19 protein-coding genes are annotated in these 18,317 nt (G+C 70.0%); 13 read left to right on the top strand and 6 right to left on the bottom strand.

The window, feature by feature from the left end; genetic code table 11:
* Positions 1–62 precede the first annotated feature (62 nt).
* The 7 genes from sufC to MQC88_RS07730 all read left to right on the top strand — a co-directional run bounded on the left by sufC (position 63) and on the right by MQC88_RS07730 (position 7,226).
* Positions 63–830 carry a Fe-S cluster assembly ATPase SufC gene (gene sufC / locus MQC88_RS07760; RefSeq protein WP_243320773.1) on the top strand — a complete coding sequence of 256 codons (768 nt, stop codon included), beginning with the start codon at positions 63–65 and terminating at the stop codon, positions 828–830.
* Complete coding sequence (gene sufD / locus MQC88_RS07755; RefSeq protein WP_243320770.1) at positions 827–2,107, top strand: Fe-S cluster assembly protein SufD; 1,281 nt, start codon at positions 827–829, stop codon at positions 2,105–2,107. Before sufC ends, sufD begins: the two co-directional genes overlap by 4 nt.
* On the top strand, positions 2,104–3,321 hold the full coding sequence (locus tag MQC88_RS07750; protein ID WP_243320768.1) for a cysteine desulfurase: 1,218 nt from the start codon (positions 2,104–2,106) through the stop codon (positions 3,319–3,321). Before sufD ends, MQC88_RS07750 begins: the two co-directional genes overlap by 4 nt.
* An 88-nt stretch (positions 3,322–3,409) precedes the next feature.
* Positions 3,410–3,943, top strand: a complete 534-nt coding sequence (locus MQC88_RS07745; RefSeq protein WP_243320767.1) for a GNAT family N-acetyltransferase — start codon at positions 3,410–3,412, stop codon at positions 3,941–3,943.
* Positions 3,940–4,266: a Rieske (2Fe-2S) protein gene (locus tag MQC88_RS07740; RefSeq protein WP_243320765.1), complete on the top strand. Its 327-nt coding sequence runs from the start codon at positions 3,940–3,942 to the stop codon at positions 4,264–4,266. Before MQC88_RS07745 ends, MQC88_RS07740 begins: the two co-directional genes overlap by 4 nt.
* A 104-nt stretch (positions 4,267–4,370) precedes the next feature.
* Positions 4,371–6,536: a TonB-dependent receptor gene (locus tag MQC88_RS07735; RefSeq protein ID WP_243320763.1), complete on the top strand. Its 2,166-nt coding sequence runs from the start codon at positions 4,371–4,373 to the stop codon at positions 6,534–6,536.
* A gap of 63 nt (positions 6,537–6,599) precedes the next feature.
* On the top strand, positions 6,600–7,226 hold the full coding sequence (locus MQC88_RS07730; RefSeq protein ID WP_243320761.1) for a PepSY-associated TM helix domain-containing protein: 627 nt from the start codon (positions 6,600–6,602) through the stop codon (positions 7,224–7,226).
* A gap of 10 nt (positions 7,227–7,236) precedes the next feature.
* Here MQC88_RS07730 and MQC88_RS07725 read toward each other — a convergent pair whose 3' ends face one another.
* Both MQC88_RS07725 and MQC88_RS07720 read right to left on the bottom strand, forming a co-directional pair.
* Positions 7,237–7,830: a HutD/Ves family protein gene (locus tag MQC88_RS07725; RefSeq protein ID WP_243320759.1), complete on the bottom strand. Its 594-nt coding sequence runs from the start codon at positions 7,828–7,830 to the stop codon at positions 7,237–7,239.
* A 159-nt stretch (positions 7,831–7,989) separates the two neighbouring features.
* Positions 7,990–8,307: a ComEA family DNA-binding protein gene (locus MQC88_RS07720; RefSeq protein WP_243320757.1), complete on the bottom strand. Its 318-nt coding sequence runs from the start codon at positions 8,305–8,307 to the stop codon at positions 7,990–7,992.
* A gap of 204 nt (positions 8,308–8,511) precedes the next feature.
* Between MQC88_RS07720 and MQC88_RS07715 the strand changes: the two genes are divergently transcribed.
* The 3 genes from MQC88_RS07715 (at position 8,512) to MQC88_RS07705 (ending at position 10,659) form a co-directional block, all read left to right on the top strand.
* Positions 8,512–10,002 carry a M20 family metallopeptidase gene (locus MQC88_RS07715; protein ID WP_243320755.1) on the top strand — a complete coding sequence of 497 codons (1,491 nt, stop codon included), beginning with the start codon at positions 8,512–8,514 and terminating at the stop codon, positions 10,000–10,002.
* A 10-nt stretch (positions 10,003–10,012) separates the two neighbouring features.
* Complete coding sequence (locus tag MQC88_RS07710; protein ID WP_243320753.1) at positions 10,013–10,330, top strand: GlsB/YeaQ/YmgE family stress response membrane protein; 318 nt, start codon at positions 10,013–10,015, stop codon at positions 10,328–10,330.
* A 71-nt stretch (positions 10,331–10,401) separates the two neighbouring features.
* Positions 10,402–10,659 carry a GlsB/YeaQ/YmgE family stress response membrane protein gene (locus MQC88_RS07705; RefSeq protein WP_243320751.1) on the top strand — a complete coding sequence of 86 codons (258 nt, stop codon included), beginning with the start codon at positions 10,402–10,404 and terminating at the stop codon, positions 10,657–10,659.
* Between the two features lie 98 nt (positions 10,660–10,757).
* Here MQC88_RS07705 and MQC88_RS07700 read toward each other — a convergent pair whose 3' ends face one another.
* A complete protein-coding gene (locus tag MQC88_RS07700) occupies positions 10,758–12,173 on the bottom strand; it encodes a mannose-1-phosphate guanylyltransferase/mannose-6-phosphate isomerase (RefSeq protein WP_243320749.1) in 1,416 nt (471 codons plus the stop codon).
* Between the two features lie 63 nt (positions 12,174–12,236).
* On the opposite strand from MQC88_RS07700, the gene MQC88_RS07695 reads away from it, so the two are divergent.
* Together MQC88_RS07695 and murU are read left to right on the top strand one after the other, a co-directional pair.
* On the top strand, positions 12,237–13,253 hold the full coding sequence (locus MQC88_RS07695; protein ID WP_243320747.1) for an aminoglycoside phosphotransferase family protein: 1,017 nt from the start codon (positions 12,237–12,239) through the stop codon (positions 13,251–13,253).
* Positions 13,250–13,972, top strand: a complete 723-nt coding sequence (murU, locus tag MQC88_RS07690; protein WP_243320746.1) for an N-acetylmuramate alpha-1-phosphate uridylyltransferase MurU — start codon at positions 13,250–13,252, stop codon at positions 13,970–13,972. Before MQC88_RS07695 ends, murU begins: the two co-directional genes overlap by 4 nt.
* Before the next feature lie 86 nt (positions 13,973–14,058).
* Here the strand turns inward: murU and hda are convergent, their stop codons facing one another.
* From hda to MQC88_RS07675, 3 genes are read right to left on the bottom strand one after another with little or no spacing between them, the layout of a single operon-like run.
* The gene (hda, locus tag MQC88_RS07685) at positions 14,059–14,790 is read right to left on the bottom strand and encodes a DnaA regulatory inactivator Hda (RefSeq protein ID WP_243320744.1); all 732 of its coding nucleotides are present in this window, start codon (positions 14,788–14,790) and stop codon (positions 14,059–14,061) included.
* Positions 14,787–15,938: an AI-2E family transporter gene (locus MQC88_RS07680; RefSeq protein WP_243320742.1), complete on the bottom strand. Its 1,152-nt coding sequence runs from the start codon at positions 15,936–15,938 to the stop codon at positions 14,787–14,789. Before MQC88_RS07680 ends, hda begins: the two co-directional genes overlap by 4 nt.
* Positions 15,939–15,945: 7 nt before the next feature.
* Positions 15,946–17,040, bottom strand: a complete 1,095-nt coding sequence (locus MQC88_RS07675) for a DUF2066 domain-containing protein (RefSeq protein ID WP_243320740.1) — start codon at positions 17,038–17,040, stop codon at positions 15,946–15,948.
* 145 nt (positions 17,041–17,185) lie between these two features.
* Between MQC88_RS07675 and purM the strand changes: the two genes are divergently transcribed.
* Complete coding sequence (purM, locus tag MQC88_RS07670) at positions 17,186–18,244, top strand: phosphoribosylformylglycinamidine cyclo-ligase (RefSeq protein ID WP_243320738.1); 1,059 nt, start codon at positions 17,186–17,188, stop codon at positions 18,242–18,244.
* Positions 18,245–18,317 lie beyond the last annotated feature (73 nt).

Genomic DNA, 18,317 nt, shown 5'->3' with positions numbered 1-18,317 from the left:
ATGCCCCGTCCCCATCCCGGCCCCTCCCGCGCGGGCGGGGAGCAGAACACAAGAGAACACACATGCTGAAGATCGAAAACCTGCACGCGTCCATCAACGGCCGCGACATCCTCAAGGGCCTCACGCTCGAGGTGAAGCCGGGCGAAGTGCACGCGATCATGGGGCCAAACGGCGCGGGCAAGTCGACGCTCGGCAACGTGCTGGCCGGGCGCGACGGCTACGAAGTAGGCGCCGGCACCGTGCTGTTCGACGGCCGCGACCTGCTGGCACGCACGCCGGAGCAACGCGCCGCCGATGGCGTGTTCCTCGCCTTCCAGTACCCGGTCGAGATTCCGGGCGTGAACAACACCTACTTCCTGCGCAGCGCGCTCAACGCCCAGCGCAAGGCCCGCGGCGAGGCCGAGCTGGACTCGATGCAGTTCCTGAGGAAGGTGCGCGAGAAGCTCGCCGTGCTGCACCTGGACGACCGCCTGCTGCAGCGTGGCGTCAACGAAGGTTTCTCGGGCGGCGAGAAGAAGCGCAACGAAATCTTCCAGCTGGCGGTGCTGGAGCCCAGGCTCGCGATCCTGGACGAAACCGATTCGGGCCTGGACATCGACGCGCTCAAGTCCGTCGCCGACGGCGTCAACGCGCTGCGCTCCCCCGACCGCGCGTTCCTCGTCATCACCCATTACCAGCGCCTGCTCGACTACATCCGCCCGGACGTGGTGCACGTACTGGCGGACGGCCGCATCGTCGAGAGCGGCGGCCCGGAGCTGGCGCTGGAACTCGAGGCCCACGGTTATGCCTGGCTCAAGGACCGGGTTGCGCCCGTGGCCGTCGCCCCATGAGCGCATTGCTGGACTCGCTGGCCGCCGGGTTCGTCGCCACGGCCGATGGCACGCGCCGCGCCGCGCTCGATGACGCCCTGGGCGGCGGCCTGCCGCAGGCGCGCAGCGAGGCCTGGAAATACACCCCGTTGCGTGCGCTGGAACGGCGCAGCTTCGCACCCGCCGCGGCCTCGCCGGCGGCGCTGGATCCCACGCTGCTGGCGGCGATCCCGTCGCCGCGCATGGTGTTCGTCAACGGCCGCTACGACCCGGCCCATTCGGAACTGTCGACGCTTCCGCCCGGGGCGCGCCTGCTGACCCTGCCGCAGGCGCTGGCCGACCCGGATCCGCGCGCGGCCAACTTCATGCAGCGGCGCTATGCGCGCGTCGACGAGGTCTTCGCCCGGCTCAATGCTGCATTGGCCAGCGACGGCGCGGTGCTGCGCCTGGCCGACAACACGCGCCTGGCCGAGCCGCTGCACCTGGTGTTCGTGGGCGTCCCGGCCATGGACGGCGACGTCGCCAGCCACCTGCGCCACCTGCTGGAGTTGCGCCGCGGCGCCGAAGCGACCGTGGTCGAGCACCACCTGGGCAGCGGTGACCACGCCAACCTCGGCAACGTGCTGGTCCACGTGCACCTGGCCCAGGGCGCGGTGCTGCGGCACCTGCGGCGCCAGGACGAGTCGCCCCGCGCCACCCTGGTCGCGCGGACCGACGCGGTGCTCGCGCGCGGATCGCAGTACCACCGGCTCGATCTCGAGTTCGGAGGGGCGTTGTCGCGGCACGAGCTCAATGTCCGGCTCGAGGGCGAAGGCGCGATGCTGGTCGCCAATGGCGTGCAGCTCGGGCGCGGCCGCCGCCATGTCGACACCCGGCTGGGAATCGAGCACATCGCCGGCAACACCGCCTGCGACCTCACCTGGCGCGGGATCGCGACCGACCGCAGCCGCACCGTGTTCCATGGCGGCATCACCATCCGCCCCGGCGCCGACGGCAGCGATGCCAGCCTGTCGAACAAGAACCTGCTGCTGTCCGACCAGGCCGAAGTCGACAGCCAGCCTGTACTGGAAATCCACGCCGACGAGGTCAAGGCCGCGCATGGCGCCACCGTCGGCCAGCTCGATCCGACCGCGATGTTCTACCTGCGCTCGCGCGGGCTGCCGCAGGCCGACGCGCAGCGGCTGTTGACGGTCGCATTCTGCCGCGAGGCGCTGTCGGTGGTCGACGACGAGGCGGTGCGTGCAATGCTGTCCGAGCGGCTCGACGACGCCCTGCTGGCGCTGGAGGACCGCGCGTGAGCCACGACTGGGCGCGGGTACGCGCCGACTTCCCGCTGCTGCAGCGCGAGGTCCACGGCAAGCCGCTGGTCTATTTCGACTCGGCCAACACCGGGCAGAAGCCGGCGGCCGTGATCGATGCGACCGACGCCTTCTACCGCAGCCACAACGCCAACGTCAGCCGCGCCGTGCATGCGCTGGGCAACGAGGCGACCGAAGCCTACGAAGGCGCGCGTGGCAAGCTCGCGCGGCACCTCAACGTGCGCGCCGACGAACTCGTGCTGACCAGCGGCACCACCTTCGCCATCAACCTGGTGGCGTATTCCTGGGCGCTGCCGCGGCTGCAGCCGGGCGACGCGATCCTGCTCACGCGCATGGAGCACCACGCCAACATCGTGCCGTGGCAGCTGGTGGCCCAACGCACCGGCGCCACCATCAAGGTCGCGGAAATCAGCACCGACGGCGTGCTCGACCTGGACGCGCTGGACGCGGCGATGACGCCCGGGGTGAAGCTGCTGGGCGTCACCCACGTCTCCAACGTGCTCGGTACCATCAACCCGGTGGGCGAGATCTGCCGGCGCGCGCGCAAGCGCGGCATCACGACCGTGGTCGACGGCTCGCAGGCGCTGCCGCACATGGCGGTCGATATCCCCGCCATCGGTTGCGACTTCTATGCGCTAACCGGGCACAAGATGTGCGGTCCGACCGGCACCGGCGCGCTGTGGGGCCGGCGCGAGCACCTCGCGGCGATGCCACCGTTCCTCGGAGGCGGCGAGATGATCAGCGAGGTGCGCTTCGACGGCACCACCTTCAACGATCCGCCGCACCGTTTCGAGGCCGGCACGCCGAACATCGCCGGCCACGTCGGCCTCGGCGCCGCCGTCGACTACCTCGACGCCATCGGCATGGATGCCATCGCCGCGCGCGAACAGGAATTGCTCGCGCACCTCACCGAGGAAATGCGCCGGATCGACGGCCTGCGCATCATCGGCAACGCCCCCGACAAGGCGGCGGTGGTCTCGTTCCTGCTGCAAGGCGCGCACGGCCACGACCTCGCCACCCTGCTCGACCTGGAGGGCGTCGCGGTGCGTTCCGGCCACCATTGCGCGCATCCGCTGATGCAGTTCTATGGCGTGCCGGCGACTTGCCGCGCGTCGCTGGCCTTCTACAACACGCACGCCGAAATCGACGCCTTCACCGCCGCGCTGCGCAAGGTGCGCAAGCTGCTGCTGTAGGGCAGTGCGGGCGACGGCCGGCAAGCGCCGGCCTTTTGCCGACGTCCCGCGGCATGCGCCGCACCCACGAACCCCGCGCGCCACCGACATGCCGACACCGCCACTGGTCTTCCGCGACGCCACCATCGCCGACATCCCGGCCGTGATCGCGCTGGTGACCTCCGCCTACCGCGGCGACGCCAGCCGCGCCGGCTGGACCACCGAGGCGGACCTGCTCGACGGCAACCGCATCGACCCGGGAGTGCTGCAAGGCGACATCGAGCGCGCGAGCAGCCGCGTGCTGCTTGCCTCGCGCGAAGGCGCGCTGCTCGGCTGCGCCCACGTGGCGATCGAGGAAGGCGCCGGCTACTTCGGCATGTTCGCGGTGGATCCGCAGCGGCAGGCCTCCGGCCTCGGCAAGGCCATCCTGGCCGAGGCCGAACGCGTCGTCCGCGACGAGTGGAAGCTGTCGATGATGCGCATGACCGTGATCGACCTGCGCGAGGACCTGATCGCCTGGTACCAGCGCCGTGGCTACCGTCGCACCGGGATCAAGAAGCCCTTCCCGGCCGTGGACCCGCGATTCGGCATTCCGAAGCGCGACGACCTGCGCTTCGAAATCCTTGAAAGGGAGTTGGGATGAGCGAGACCTGGATCCGCGTCTGCCCCACCTCGGAACTGCTGCCGGGCGAATGCAAGGTCGCCTGGGACGGCGACACCGCGATCCTGGTCGTCAATTACGACGGCGACTTCTACGCGCTCGAGGATCGCTGCAGCCATGAGGACTTCGAATTGTCCGCGGGCAGCTTCGACGGTGCGGACGCCACAATCGAGTGCGTGCTGCATGGCTCGAAGTTCGATGTCCGCGACGGAAGCGCGCTCAACCCCCCGGCGTATGCGCCCGTGATCCGTTTCCCGGTCAAGGTCGAGGACGACGCCGTCTGGACCCGCGACGATCGCGATTGAAGTGTTGCGCCTGTAAATCGATTGCATTTGCGAATCGTTCTCATTAGCATGCGCGGCGACGCGGCAGGACTCGTGCCGCACCCCCATTGCTCCTGAGGATTTCCATGGCCTGCCTGCCCCGGTCGCGTGTGCTGTCGTCCCGCTCCCCCCTCGCCCTTTCCCTCGCCCTGGCGCTGTCCGCGCCGGCGTTCGCGGCCGCAGCCGGCGACGACCCCGGCGACGCCACCCACGCCACCGGCGACCAGCCCCAGGACCTGGGCGGCGTGACCGTGGTCGGCCAGCGCTACCTGCCCGACTACCAGGCCCGCAAGACCCGCGGCGCCACCAAGACCGATACCGACCTGCTGGACGTGCCACAGGCGGTGACCGTGGTCACCGACAAGCTCATCGCCGACCAGGCCATGACCAGCCTGGTCGATACCCTGCGCTACATGCCCGGCGTCGGCACCGCGCAGGGCGAGGGCAACCGCGACACCCCGGTGCTGCGCGGCAACAGCACCACCGGCGACTTCTTCGTCGACGGCGTCCGCGACGACGTGCAGTACATCCGCGACGTCTACAACGTCGAGCGCGTGGAGGCGCTCAAGGGCCCGAACGCCATGATCTTCGGCCGTGGCGGCAGCGGCGGCGTCATCAACCGGGTCACCCGGCAGGCCGATGGCGCCAGCCACCGCGCCGGCAGCCTGCAGCTGGGCTCGGGCAACCGCCGTCGCGGCACGCTCGATTACGGCACCGGCGTCGGCCAGGACGCCGGCTTCCGCCTCAACGCGGTCTATGAGGATTCCGAAAGCTTCCGCGACGGCTTCCAGCTCGAGCGTTACGGCATCAACCCGACGTTCGGCATCGACCTGGGCGGGCGCACCAGCCTGCAGGCGTCGTACGAGCGCTTCCATGACGAGCGCGTCGCCGATCGCGGCGTGCCGTCGCTGGGCGGGCGCCCGCTCGACGTCGATCCGTCCGTCTTCTTCGGCGATCCCGCGCAGAGCCCGGTGCAGGCGACGGTCGATGCGTTCGACATCGTGCTCGAGCATGCGTTCGACGGCGGTGCCAGCCTGCGCAACCACCTGCGCCTGGCGGACTACGACAAGTTCTACCAGAACGTCTTCCCCCGCGAGGTTGACGCGGCGACGCAGACGGTGGCGCTGGCCGCCTACAACAACGCGACCACGCGCAGGAACCTGTTCAACCAGACCGACCTGACCTGGCATGCGTCCACCGGCACGATCGAACACACCCTGCTCGCCGGTGCCGAGTCCGGACGGCAAGTCACCGACAACCTGCGCATGACCGGCTACTTCGGCGCGCCCGGCAGCACCGCCACCAGCATGCAGGTGCCGCTGGATCATCCCACCGCCGCCGCGCCGGTCCAGTTCCGCCAGGACGAAGACGATGCCGACAACCACGGCGTGGCCAAGGTCGCCGCGGTCTACCTGCAGGACCAGATCGAACTCTCGCCGCGCTGGCAGGCGATCGTCGGCCTGCGTTACGACGACTTCCGGGTCGAGCTGCGCGACAACCGCAGCGGGGAAATCCTGCGCAGCGACGACGGCCTGCTGTCGCCGCGCGCCGGCCTGGTCTACAAGCCGGTCGATGCCGTCTCGCTGTATGCCAGCTACAGCATCGCCTACCAGCCGCGCGCCGGCGACCAGCTGTCTTCGCTGCGCGCAAGCAGTGCGGCCCTGGATCCGGAGACCTTCCGCAACCGCGAGATCGGCGCCAAGTGGGACCTGCGCCCCGACCTGTCCGCCAGCATCGCCATGTACCGCCTCGACCGCGGCAACGTCGCGGTGGTGGACCCGGCCGACCCCACCGCCATGATCCTGGTCGACGGCCAGACCACCAAGGGCGTCGAACTCGGCATCGCCGGCCGCATCACCCAGGCCTGGCAGCTGATGGGTGGCTATGCGTACCAGTCCGGAGAGCTCACCAGCACGCAATCGCCCAGCGCCCTGGCCGGCAACCGGCTGGCGCAACTGCCAGGACACTCGGCGTCGCTGTGGAATCGCTACGACTTCAACCCGGCGTTCGGAGCCGGCCTCGGCATCGTCCACCGCGGCGCGATCTTCGCCAACATCGACAACCAGGTGACGGTGCCCGCCTTCACCCGCTTCGATGCCGCGCTGTACTGGACCCTGGATCCGTCGCTGCAACTGCAGCTCAACATCGAGAACATCACCAACAAGCGCTATTTCGCCAGCGCCCACAACAACGACAACATCAGCCCGGGCGCCCCGCGTAGCGCGTGGTTGACGCTGAATTTCCACTACTGACCGGCTACACGCTGCCTGCCCGACGGCCGGCGCCGCCATCCGCACCAGCCTCCAGGCATCCGCATGAACCACGTCCCGCGCGCGCGCAATGGCCAGCGCATCCACCGCATGCTCCGGCAGCTGCATCTGTGGATCGGTGCCTGGGGCGCGCTGGCGGCAATCGTGTACGGTTTCACCGGCCTGGTGATGAACCACCGCTTCGGCGAGAACCCGTGGCCGCAGGGCGACAGCATCGACGCCGGGCGCGTCGTGCTCGAGATCCCGGCCCAGGCGCGTGGTTCCGCCGAGGACCTGTCGAAGTGGCTGCTGCAGGCACGGGGCCTGGATGCGCAATCGATCCGCAAGGGCGCGCCGCGCGGCGCGTCCGAAGGCGCGCCCGGGCAATGGAGCCTGTCGGGCGGCAACGCGCGCGCCTCGTGGGCGCTGCAGTACCAGCCGGGCGACGCTACTGCCGAGGTCAAGCACAACCGGCAAACCTGGCTGGCGGCACTCAACCGCCTGCACAAGGCCGTGGGAGGCGGCTTGGCCTGGGTGCTGTTGGCCGACAGCTTCGCGCTGGCGATGCTGCTGCTCGGCCTCTCGGGGCTGTGGCTATGGGCGCGCGGTCGCAGCCTGAGACAGATGGCGATGAGCGTGTTCGGCGTGTCGCTGCTGGTGTTGGCGGCGGTGTCGTGGCCGGCGCTGGCCTGATCGCCCCGCGCTAGCGCCGCTGCGAGAGCCTGGCGACCAGCAACTCGCCCCCGCCATCGAGCACGTGCCGCTGCCGCGCTTCGCCGGCCTGCAACAACGCGGTATCGCCGGCGGCCAGGTCCGGCAGCCCGGAGGCGTCGGCAAAATGCGCCTGGCCGGCGATCAGATGGAGCGCCCAGGTTTCGCCCGGTTCGACGAACACCACCATCGGCCCGACCAGTGGCCGGTGCCACAGCTGCGCGTCGATCGTGTCGCGCCGCCACATCAGGTTGAAATCCTGGGTCGGTCCGTCGATCAGTTCGCCGGCCACTGCGCGCTCGCCGGGGAAACGCAGCCGGTCGTGCGGCGGCAGCAGCGCATGCAGGGCCCCGTCTTCGAAACGCAGGCGCAGGCCGTTGCCGCTGAGCAGGACCAGCTCGCGGTCCACGCCGGGAAAGGCCGAGAACGGCGCATCGTCCTCGATCTCGGCGATCGACAGGCGCCAGTCCCAGCCCCGGGCGGGCGCCGTCGCCGGATGCGCATGGATCTCGCGGGTCCAACCCGCGCCGTTCTTCCAGCGCTCGCGCCGGTATTCATTGGCGGGGATTACATGCGAGGCCGACATGGGCCAAGTGTAGCGGCCGCACGCGCCAAAGCCGCCGCCAGCGCGCACGTCCTGTGCGGGCTGGCGACGTTACGTCCCTGTATCGGCGTCCTGCCGGTTCCGTTGGGGCATCCAGCCCCTGCCTGCGACCGCGCATCCCTGCGCGGCCACGGTTTGCGCTCAGCGCTTGGCGACGCTCTTGGCGGCCGGCTTGCGCGCCGGCGCGGTGCTGCCCAGGCTGATGCGGTCGCGGTTCTTCTCAACCGTCTTCAGGCCGATGCCCTTGACCAGCGCGAGCTGTTCGGCGCTCTTGAAGCTGCCGTGGGCCTTGCGGTAGGCGACGATGGCTTCGGCCTTGGCCGGGCCGACGTTGAGCAGGGCCTGGTCGATGGCGGCGGCATCGGCGGTATTGATGTTGACCCGGTCGGCGGCAAAGGCGCTGGTGGCCAGCAGCAAGGTCAGGGCGAGCGACTTGAGGGCGGTGGCGAAGACGTTCATGGCGGATCTCCTTGGGTGGTGTGGGCTTCCGTTTCCTTCCCGGCTGGCTGCGCCGCCGGTGGACACAGTGTCCGCATCGCCATGGCCACACCGTATCGCTGGATGTGCCACGGCGAAGCCGGTGGATGCCGCATCGCGGTGTCGGAAAAGTCCTACACGGCAGCGCGGCGTAGAATCCACCCATCCCATCAGGCAAGGCCATTCATGGACGCCAGCAAGATCGACCGCTTCGTCGCCGGGAAGTGGGACGAGGACATCGTTCCCCAACTCGTCGAATACATCCGCATCCCCAACAAGTCGCCGATGTTCGACAGCCAGTGGGTCGAACACGGCCACATGGACGCGGCGGTCGCCTTGATGGAGCGCTGGGCCAAGGCGCAGGCGATCCCCGGGCTGGTGGTGGAAGTCGTGCGCCTGGAAGGCCGCACCCCGCTGATCTACCTCGAAGTCCCGGCGACGGGCGCGGACACCGGCGCGGACTGCGTGCTGCTCTACGGCCACCTCGACAAGCAACCGGAAATGACCGGGTGGGACGACGGCTTGGGCCCCTGGCAGCCGGTGCTCAAGGGCGACCGCCTCTACGGCCGCGGCGGGGCCGATGACGGTTACGCGATCTTCGGTTCTCTGGCCGCGATCCAGGCGCTGCAGGACCAGGGTGCGCCGCATGCGCGCTGCGTGATCCTGATCGAGGCGTGCGAGGAATCGGGCAGTTACGACCTCCCTGCGTATGTCGACCACCTCGCCGACCGCATCGGCCAACCGTCGCTGGTGGTGTGCCTGGACTCGGGCTGCGGCAACTACGACCAGCTGTGGTGCACTACCTCGCTGCGCGGCCTGGCCGGGGGCAACCTCACGGTCAAGGTGCTGGAGGAAGGCGTGCATTCGGGCGATGCCTCCGGGATCGTGCCGTCGAGCTTCCGCCTGCTGCGGCAACTGCTGTCGCGGATCGAGGACGAGGCCAGCGGTCGCATCCTGCTCGAGGGCCTGCAGGCCGACGTTCCCGCGGACCGCCTGGCGCAGGCGCGCAAGGTGGCCGACGTGCTCGGCGACGCGGTCTTCGACAAGTTCCCGTTCCTGCCCGGAATGACACCGATGACCGACGACCTCACCGAGCTGGTGCTCAACCGCACCTGGCGCCCGGCGCTGTCGGTGACGGGCGTCGACGGCATTCCGCCACTGGCATCGGCCGGCAACGTGCTGCGCCCGCATACGGCGGTGAAGCTCTCGCTGCGCTTGCCGCCCACCCTGGACGGCAAGCGTGCCGGGGAGTTGCTGAAGGAAACGCTGCTGCGCGACCCTCCCAACGGCGCACAGGTCACGCTGGAGCTGGAAAAAGCCTCGGCCGGCTGGAACGCACCGGCGATGGCGCCCTGGCTGGAGCAGGCGATCGACGCCGCCAGCCACGAGTTCTTCGGCGCGCCGGCGATGTACATGGGCGAAGGCGGCTCGATCCCGTTCATGGGCATGCTCGGCGAAAAGTTCCCCGGCGCGCAGTTCATGATTACCGGCGTACTCGGACCGCACTCCAACGCGCACGGCCCGAACGAATTCCTGCACATCCCGATGGGCAAGAAGGTGACCGCATCGGTGGCGCGGGTGATCGCCGAACACCACGCCGCCAGCGTGCGCGGCGAGACCACGGGTGCCGCAATCGTCGCCGGCGCCACGGAACGCGGCGACCACGGTTGCTGCTGAGGAACCTGCCATGACCGACGGCCCGATCGAGTTCGTCCAGTTCATGCAGTTGTTCGATCGCCTCGGCGACGGCTGGGTCGCGCTGGTGGTGATCGGCTTGTTCGCCGGATTCCTTGTCCGCTTCGCCACCAGCAACCAGCGCAGCATCGGCCTGTGGTCAACCGCATTGTTCGGCGTCGCCGGCGCGGTGCTGGGCGTGGCGGTGGCGGGGGCACTGGGCATCGGCCTGCCGGGGCCGGGTTCGCGCTTCCTCGCCGCGCTGGCGGGCAGCTTCGCGCTGTCGCTCCTCGGCGGCCTGTTCCGGCGCAAGGAGAAGCCCGGTACCTGACAGCGTCCGGACCGGTAGTCGGCTGCTAGGATGCAACCGCGGTACCCACACTACTGACCGGAGGGAACAGCATGGGTGGCATCCTCTACACGATCCTGATCGGCGCCGTGATCGGCGTATTGGCGCGTTTCTTCAAACCGGGCGCCGACCCGATGGGATGGATCCTCACGATCCTGCTCGGCGTCGTCGGTGCCTGGATCGGCAGCTACGTCAGCGGCGCGCTCGGCATCGGCAACAGGTTCCTCGGCTTCGCCGTCTCCATCGCCTGCGCCGTCCTGCTGCTGTTCGTCTACGGGATGGTCCGCAAGAAAACCCCAAAGGCCGCCTGAACCGGGCCGCCACGCAACACGGAACGCCCCGCTTCGCGGGGCGTTTTTCCTTCATCCAGACGCGGGCCCGTTTTCCAGCGGCCAGACGCAACCAGTCGTCAGCTGCGTCCGTACGCATCCTCGTAGCGGACGATGTCGTCTTCGCCGAGATAGTCGCCGGACTGCACCTCGATCAGCTCCAGCACCTCGGTGCCCGGGTTCTCCAGCCGATGCTTCGCCCCGATCGGGATGTAGGTCGACTGGTTGGCGTGCAGCTCGAACACATCGTTGTCGCGGGTCACCCGCGCGGTGCCGCTGACCACGATCCAGTGCTCTGCGCGCTGCGTGTGCGACTGGAGCGACAACTGCGCGCCGGGCTTGACCTTGATCCGCTTGACCTGGAAGCGCGCGCCCTGGTCGACCGAATCGTAGCTGCCCCAGGGCCGGTGCACCTCGCGGTGCAGCGCGGCCTGGCTGCGCTGCTCCTGTTTCAGCAGCGCGACCACGTCCTTGACCTTCTGTACCTTGTCCTTGCGCGCGACCAGCACGGCGTCGTCGGTTTCGACCACGACCACGTCGTCGACACCCACCAGCGCCACCAGCCGCCGCGCGTACGCGTAGCTGTTGCGGCTGTCGACCGCGATCACGTCGCCATGGTGGGCATTGCCGTCGGCGTCGCGCGCCGCCACGTCCCACAGCGCCGACCACGAGCCGACATCGTTCCAGCCGATGTCCACCGGCAACACCATCGCCGCATCGGTGGCCTCCATGACCGCATAGTCGATCGACTGCGACGGACAGGCTGCGAACGCCTCCTTGTCGAGGCGGATGAAGTCGCCGTCGCGCCTGGCCGCCGCGAACGCGGCGCGGGTGGCGGCGAGGATGTCCGGGCGCAGGCGTTCGAGTTCGGCCAGGTAGCGCGAGGCACGGAACAGGAACATGCCGCTGTTCCAGTAATAGCCGCCCGTGGCCAGGTACGCCTGCGCGGTCGCGGCGTCGGGCTTCTCGACGAAGCGCACGACCTTGGTGACGCCATCGCCACCGCCTGCATCTGCCTGGATGTAACCAAAGCCGGTCTCCGGCGCGGTCGGCACGATCCCGAAGGTCACCAGCGCGCCCCGCTCCGCCGCGGCGCTGGCCACGCGCACGGCCGCTCGGAAAGCGTCGGCATCGGCGACAACGTGGTCGGATGGCAATACCAGCAACAGCGGATCGTCGCCGTCAGCGGTGGCCTGCAACGCGGCCGCGGCGATTGCCGGCGCGGTGTTGCGGCCGACCGGTTCGAGCACGATCGCCGGCGCCGGCGCGCCGGCCTGGCGCAGTTGCTCGGCGACCAGGAACCGGTGCTCCTCGCCCGCCACCACGATCGGCGCGGCATCGGCCAGCCCGGCCACCCGGCGCCAGGTCGCCTGCAGCATGGTGTCCTGCCCGACCAGCGGCAGGAACTGCTTGGGATAGGCCTCGCGCGACAGCGGCCACAGCCGGGTACCGGAACCTCCCGACAACAGCACGGGTTGCAATTTCGCCACGAGCATCTCCCTGTCACATGAAGCCCAGTTTACCCTGTAGGCCCGCGGCGACCGCGCGCCGGAGCACGCATGCAGCCATCCACGCCATCCGACCCGATCCGCGCCGGCCAGCGCCTGCGCTGGGCACGCGACGCGCTTGCAGATCCCGCGCTCGAGCTCGTGCGCGCGTCCACCGACGCCGGCTTCCGCAGCTACTGGCGCACCTCCGGCCACGAGCCGAGCGGCATCGTGATGGATTCCCCACCGGACCGGGAAGACGTGCGCCCGTGGCTGCGCATCCGCACCCTGCTCGAGCAGGGCGGCGTGCGCGTGCCGCGGGTATTGGCGCAGGACATCGAACGCGGCTTCCTGCTGCTGGAAGACCTTGGCGCCGACACCTGCCTCCAGGCGATCGACGCCGACAATGCCGACGCCATGTTCGATGCCGCCATCGACCAGCTGCTGAAACTGCAAGCGATCGCCGTGCCAGCAGATTTTCCGGCCTACGACGAGGCGCTGCTGGCGCGCGAGCTGCGCCTGTTCGATGAATGGTTCCTGGGCCGACACCTGGGCATTGCCCTGGAATGCGCGGCACTGGAGACGCTCGACCTCGCCTACCGCCGCCTGGTGGACGCCGCGCTGGCGCAGCCGCAAGTCCTGGTGCACCGCGACTTCATGCCGCGCAACCTGATGCCCGTGGCCGGCGGGCTGGCGGTGCTGGACTTCCAGGATGCGGTGCGCGGGCCGATCGCGTACGACCCGTTGAGCCTGTTCAAGGACGCCTTCCTGAGCTGGCCGCAGGCGCGCGTGGACGGCTGGCTGGAGCATTACCACGCGCGTGCGCACGCCGCCGGCCTGCCGGTGCCGCCGCTGCCGCGCTTCCGCCGCGATGCCGACTGGATCGGCGTGCAGCGCCACCTCAAGGTGATCGGCATCTTCGCGCGCCTCAACCACCGCGACGGCAAGCCGAGGTACCTTGCCGACGTGCCGCGCTTTTTCGCCTACCTCGACGGCGTGCTGCCGCGATATCCCGAACTCGAGCCGCTGCAGGCGTTGATCGAGCACACGGTCAAGCCCGCGATGGCCTCCGGCGCGACTCGGGCATGAAGGCGCTGGTCCTGGCCGCCGGCCTGGGCGAGCGCATGCGCCCGCTGACCGACACCACGCCCAAGCCCCTGCTGGCCGTCGGCGGCAAGCCGCTGATCGCATGGCACCTGGAAAAACTGGCCGCGCTGGGCGTGCGCGACGTCGTCATCAACACCAGCTGGCTGGCGGCGCAATTCCCGCGCGTACTCGGCGACGGCGCGCACTGGGGATTGCGCCTGCACTACGCCTACGAGGGCGACACGCCGCTGGAAACCGGTGGCGGCATGCACAACGCGCTGCCGCTGCTGGCCGGCGGCGACGACGCGCCCTTCATCGCGGTCAACGGCGACGTCTGGTGCGATTTCGATTTCGCGCGGCTTCCGCGCGATCCCGCGGGCCGCGGGCACCTGGTACTGGTGGACAATCCGCCGCAACACCCGCATGGCGACTTCGCCCTGCGCAAGGACGGGACCGTCGCCGCCGATGGCCCGGAGAAGCTCACGTTCGCCGGCATCGGCGTCTACCGGCCGTCGCTGCTCGACGACTGGCGCGAGGTCGTCGGCGCGGCGCCTGGCGCCGACGCGTTGCCGCCGCGGTTCAAGCTCGCGCCATTGCTGCGCGCGGCGATGGCGGGTTCGGGCGTCACCGGCGACCACCATCGTGGCCGCTGGACCGATGTCGGTACACCGCAACGGCTGGCGCAGCTGGACGCCGAACTGAAGGCATCGTTGCAGCCTTAGCGGGCGCGGTCGCGGGAGCGGTTCCAGCCGCGAACCTTCCCGATTGGGCGCCTGGCCTGGCGACACGCGCGACCGCGGCCGCTCGTTCAGCCCGCTTCCTGCGATCGATCGGCTCCGAGCACGCCGCGCAGGAACGGCACCGTGAGCCGCCGTTGCGCGGCAAGCGAAGCGCGATCCAGGCGGTCGAGCAGGCCAGCCAGTCCGGCGAGGTCGCGGCCGACCCGCTTCAGCAGCCATGCCAGCGCGGCCTCGTCGAACACCAGCCCGCGCCGTTGCGCGCGCTCGCGCAGCACCGCGCGGCGGCCATCGTCGTCCAACGGCGCCAGTGCGAGGCGCGCGCATTGCGACAGCCGCGAACGCAGGTCCGGCAATGACAGCTGCAGCGCATCGGGCGCGAGCCGCGCGGCATAGATCAACGCCGTCCCGGCGCTGCGCGCCCGGTTGTGGAAATCGAACAGCGCGACTTCGTCGTCGCGATTGCCGGCGATGGCGTCGAGGCCGTCGAGCGCGATCACGTCACTGCCTTCCAGCGCGTCGAGTGCGGCATGCAGGCGGCCGGCCGCGACCTGCAACGGCAGGTAGGCGGCGCGCCGGCCCACGGCTTCGGCCGCGGCGCAGGCGGCGAGCGCGAGGTGGGTCTTGCCGACGCCTGCCGGGCCCCACAGGTACAGCCAATCTCCGGCAGGCGACTCTGCCATCGCCCGCAATTGCGCCAGTGCGCCGGCAGGCGCGGCGATGAACGTGTCCAGGCGCTGGTCGGGCGGATAACGCAGCGCCAGCGGCAATTGCCGCGCCGCGCCGGAGACGGGCTCGCTCACGCGTCGTCCCGTGCCGCCGCCGGGTCCTCGGGATCGACGAACTCGTCGAGCAGGATCGCCGGGCGCTCGCCGGCATACAGCCGGCTGTGCGTGTAACGCTCGTGCGCGTAACGCAACAGCACGTTGGCCACTGCCGCCACCGGCAGGGCGAGGAACAGGCCGAGGAACCCGAACAGCGCGCCGCCGGCGAACACCGCGAAGATGACCGCCATCGGATGCAGGCCGATGCGGTCGCCGACCAGCTTCGGCGTGAGCCAGTAGCTTTCGATCACCTGCCCGATGCCCCAGACCGCAACCACGCCGAGCATGTGCTCCCAGTCGCCGAACTGGACCATCGCGGCGATGCCACCGAGCACGATCACCGTGGTCGGGCCCAGGTAGGGCACGAAGGTGAGCAGGCCGGCGATGATGCCGATCAGGATCCCCAGGTCCAGGCCGACCGCGAACAAGCCGATGCCGTACAGCACGCCCAGGATCAGCATCACCAGCAACTGCCCGCGCAGGAAGCCGCCAAGCACCGCGCTGGATTCGCGTGCCAGCCGCGACGCAGTGGCCGCGTGGTCGCGCGGCACCAGCGCGGCGATGCGCTCGATGAACAGGTCCCAGTCACGCAGGAAGAAAAACGTCAGTACCGGCAACAGCACCAGGTTGGCGACCCAGCCCAGCAACGCGAAGCCCGAACGCGAGAGGTAGCCGAGCATGGTCGAAGCCGCGCCGCCGGCCTGCTCCCAATGCACCCGCGCCAGTTCGATCAGTCGCATCGGGTCCAGCCACCCGACCAGCTGCAGGCCGGTCCGCGCCTCGATCCACGGCAACAGCGTGCCGACGAACCAGTCGCGGTAATGCGGCAGCGACGCCACCAGGGTCAGGACCTGCCGCTGCAGCAATGGCAGCAGCAACAACAACCCCAGCAGCACGATCGACGCCATCACCGTGAACACCAGCATCACCGCGGTATTGCGTGAACGCCCGGCGCGCTGGATCCGGTCCACCAGCGGGTCGCCGAGCCAGCCCAGCAGGGCGGCGAGCACGAACGGGGTCAGGATCGGCGACAGCAGCCAGAACACCCAGGCCACGGCCAACGCCAGCAGTCCCCACTGCAGGCGCTGCAGGAAGGTGGCCAGCACGTGGGCGTCGTGGTCGTCCAAGGCAGCCTCAGCGCAGCCGGAAAGTCGAAGCTTCGCCGTCGCCGTCGACTTGCAGCGGATCGGCTTCCAGCAGCTCGTCATCGAGCACGCGGCTGAAACCGCGCAGGCCGGTGGCCAGTTGCAGTTCGAGTTCCAGCGCCTGCGGCGTCGCCCGCAGCGGCGTGATCCCCTGCACCATGGACAAGCCGTCGAGGTAGGCGGACAGCCGCATGTAGTCCTGGCTGCCGCGGATGTTGGTGAAACGCACCACGTACCGCCCCGCGGGACCGACAGGCGCGGCCTTGGCATACCTGCGCACGAGCGCATCGGCGGCGCCATCGGCGCCGGCGGCCATGGTCCGGCGCGCGCTGGCATCGTCGCTGGACCAGCGCGACAACACCTTGCCGTGGTCGACGAAGATCCAGTCTGCGGCCCAGCCGCCCTTGGCGCGGTAGAGCTTGCCGATCAGCTGCATCGGCGGGCTGTAGTGCGCCGAGATCCGGGCGATGGCGCCGGCGTCGCCACGCCAGATCGCGCCGACCGCGGCCTGCTCGGCGGCGCTGCCCGATGGCAGGCCGAGGCGATAGCCGCGCTCGATCGCGCGATCCAGGGTCGAACGCGCGGCATCGGCCTTGGCCAGGCCCACCAGCCTCGGGCCGCTGCCGTCGTCGATCGCCAGCCACAGCACGGGCTTGGGCCGCGGCGTCGGCCAGACCGGCAGGCCAAGCGCGGCGGCGATGTCGTCGAGCTTGGCCCGGTCGAAGCGCACGACCAGGGTGGTGTCGTAGGTCGGCGCGCCGGTGGTCGCGGAGACGCCTTCGTCCTGGCGGTAGTCGTAGCCCTCGACGTAGTCCCTGGCGCGGCGCAGTTCGTCGCTGACGCCCGGACGGCCGGCGGCGCTGCGGTCGCCGGACAGCTTGCCCAGCACCTGCGCCAGCGCCCGCGCGAACCCGGCATTGCGCTCGCTTTCGGACTGGCTGCGGACCGGGACCTCTGCCTGGTAGACGCCCTGCGCGGCGGCGCGGTCGCCTTCGACTCGCTGCGCGTAGGCCAGCCCCGTGCCGCCGGCCAGCGCCAGCGCCAGCCATCCCGCCGTCCACGCCTTCCGGATAGTGCGCCGCATCGTCCGTCCTTGCCCTGCAAACCAGCCGAAATGGTGCCGTACCCTTGCCGGTACGTCCATTGCAGGGCCCGATGATGGGCCCTGGCCACGGCGGCACTGTTAAAATTGCCGCTTCGCGCGCCGACGAACGCGCAACGGATCCCGTGTGAACACGTCCAAGCCAGCCGCCCCCACCCCCCTCACCTACCGCGATGCCGGGGTCGACATCGACGCCGGCAACGCCGTGGTCGAACGCATCAAGCCGCTGGTGAAGCGCAGCTTCCGGCCCGAGGTGATGGGCGGCCTCGGCGGCTTCGGCGCGTTGTTCGACTTGTCGGGCAAGTACCGCGAGCCGGTGCTGGTGTCGGGCACCGACGGCGTCGGCACCAAGCTGAAGCTGGCGCAGCAGCTCGGCCGCCACGACACCATCGGCATCGACCTGGTCGGCATGTGCGTCAACGACGTGCTGGTGCAGGGCGCCGAGCCGCTGTTCTTCCTCGACTACTTCGCCACCGGCAAGCTCGATGTCGACACCACCGTCGCCGTGGTCGGCGGCATCGCCCGCGGTTGCGAACTGGCCGGCTGCGCGCTCATCGGCGGCGAGACTGCCGAGATGCCGGACATGTATCCGCCGGGCGAATACGACCTGGCCGGCTTCACCGTCGGCGCGGTCGAGAAGTCGCAGTTGCTGGATGGCGCCAAGGTGCGCGCCGGCGACGTGCTGCTCGGCATCGCTTCCAGCGGCCCGCACTCCAACGGCTATTCCCTCATCCGGCGCATCTACGACCGCGCCGGCCGCCCGGGCGACCTCGACCTCGGCGGCGTGCAGCTGGTCGACGCGCTGATGGCGCCGACCGCGCTGTACGTGAAGCCGGTGCTCGAACTGCTGCGCGGCGCGCACGCAGGCGCGATCCACGCCATGGCCCACGTCACCGGCGGCGGCCTGACGGAGAACATCATCCGGGTGGTGCCCGACGGCCTCGGCCTGGACATCGCGGCCTCGGCGATCGTGCTGCCGCCGGTGTTCGACTGGCTGCAACGCGAGGGCGCGGTGCCGCGCGAGGAGATGTGGCGCACCTTCAATTGCGGCATCGGCTTCGTGCTGGTGGTCGCGCCGGGCGCCGTGGCCACGATCGGCGCGGAACTGGACCGCCTCGGGCTCGCCCATCGCGGCATCGGCGAAGTGGTCGCGGCCACGGGCGAACCCCGCGTCCGCATCGCCTGAGGGCGGCGGCGCGATGCGACCACGGGCATCGCTACCGGCAGTGGCGCCGCGCAAGGCGCAAAAGGCCCGGTAG

This window comes from Cognatiluteimonas sedimenti (genome assembly GCF_022808325.1).
Classification (GTDB): Bacteria; Pseudomonadota; Gammaproteobacteria; order Xanthomonadales; family Xanthomonadaceae; genus Cognatiluteimonas; species Cognatiluteimonas sedimenti.
The sequence above is the reverse complement of the archived record's forward strand: the minus strand, read 5'-3'. Positions and strand labels throughout refer to the sequence as shown.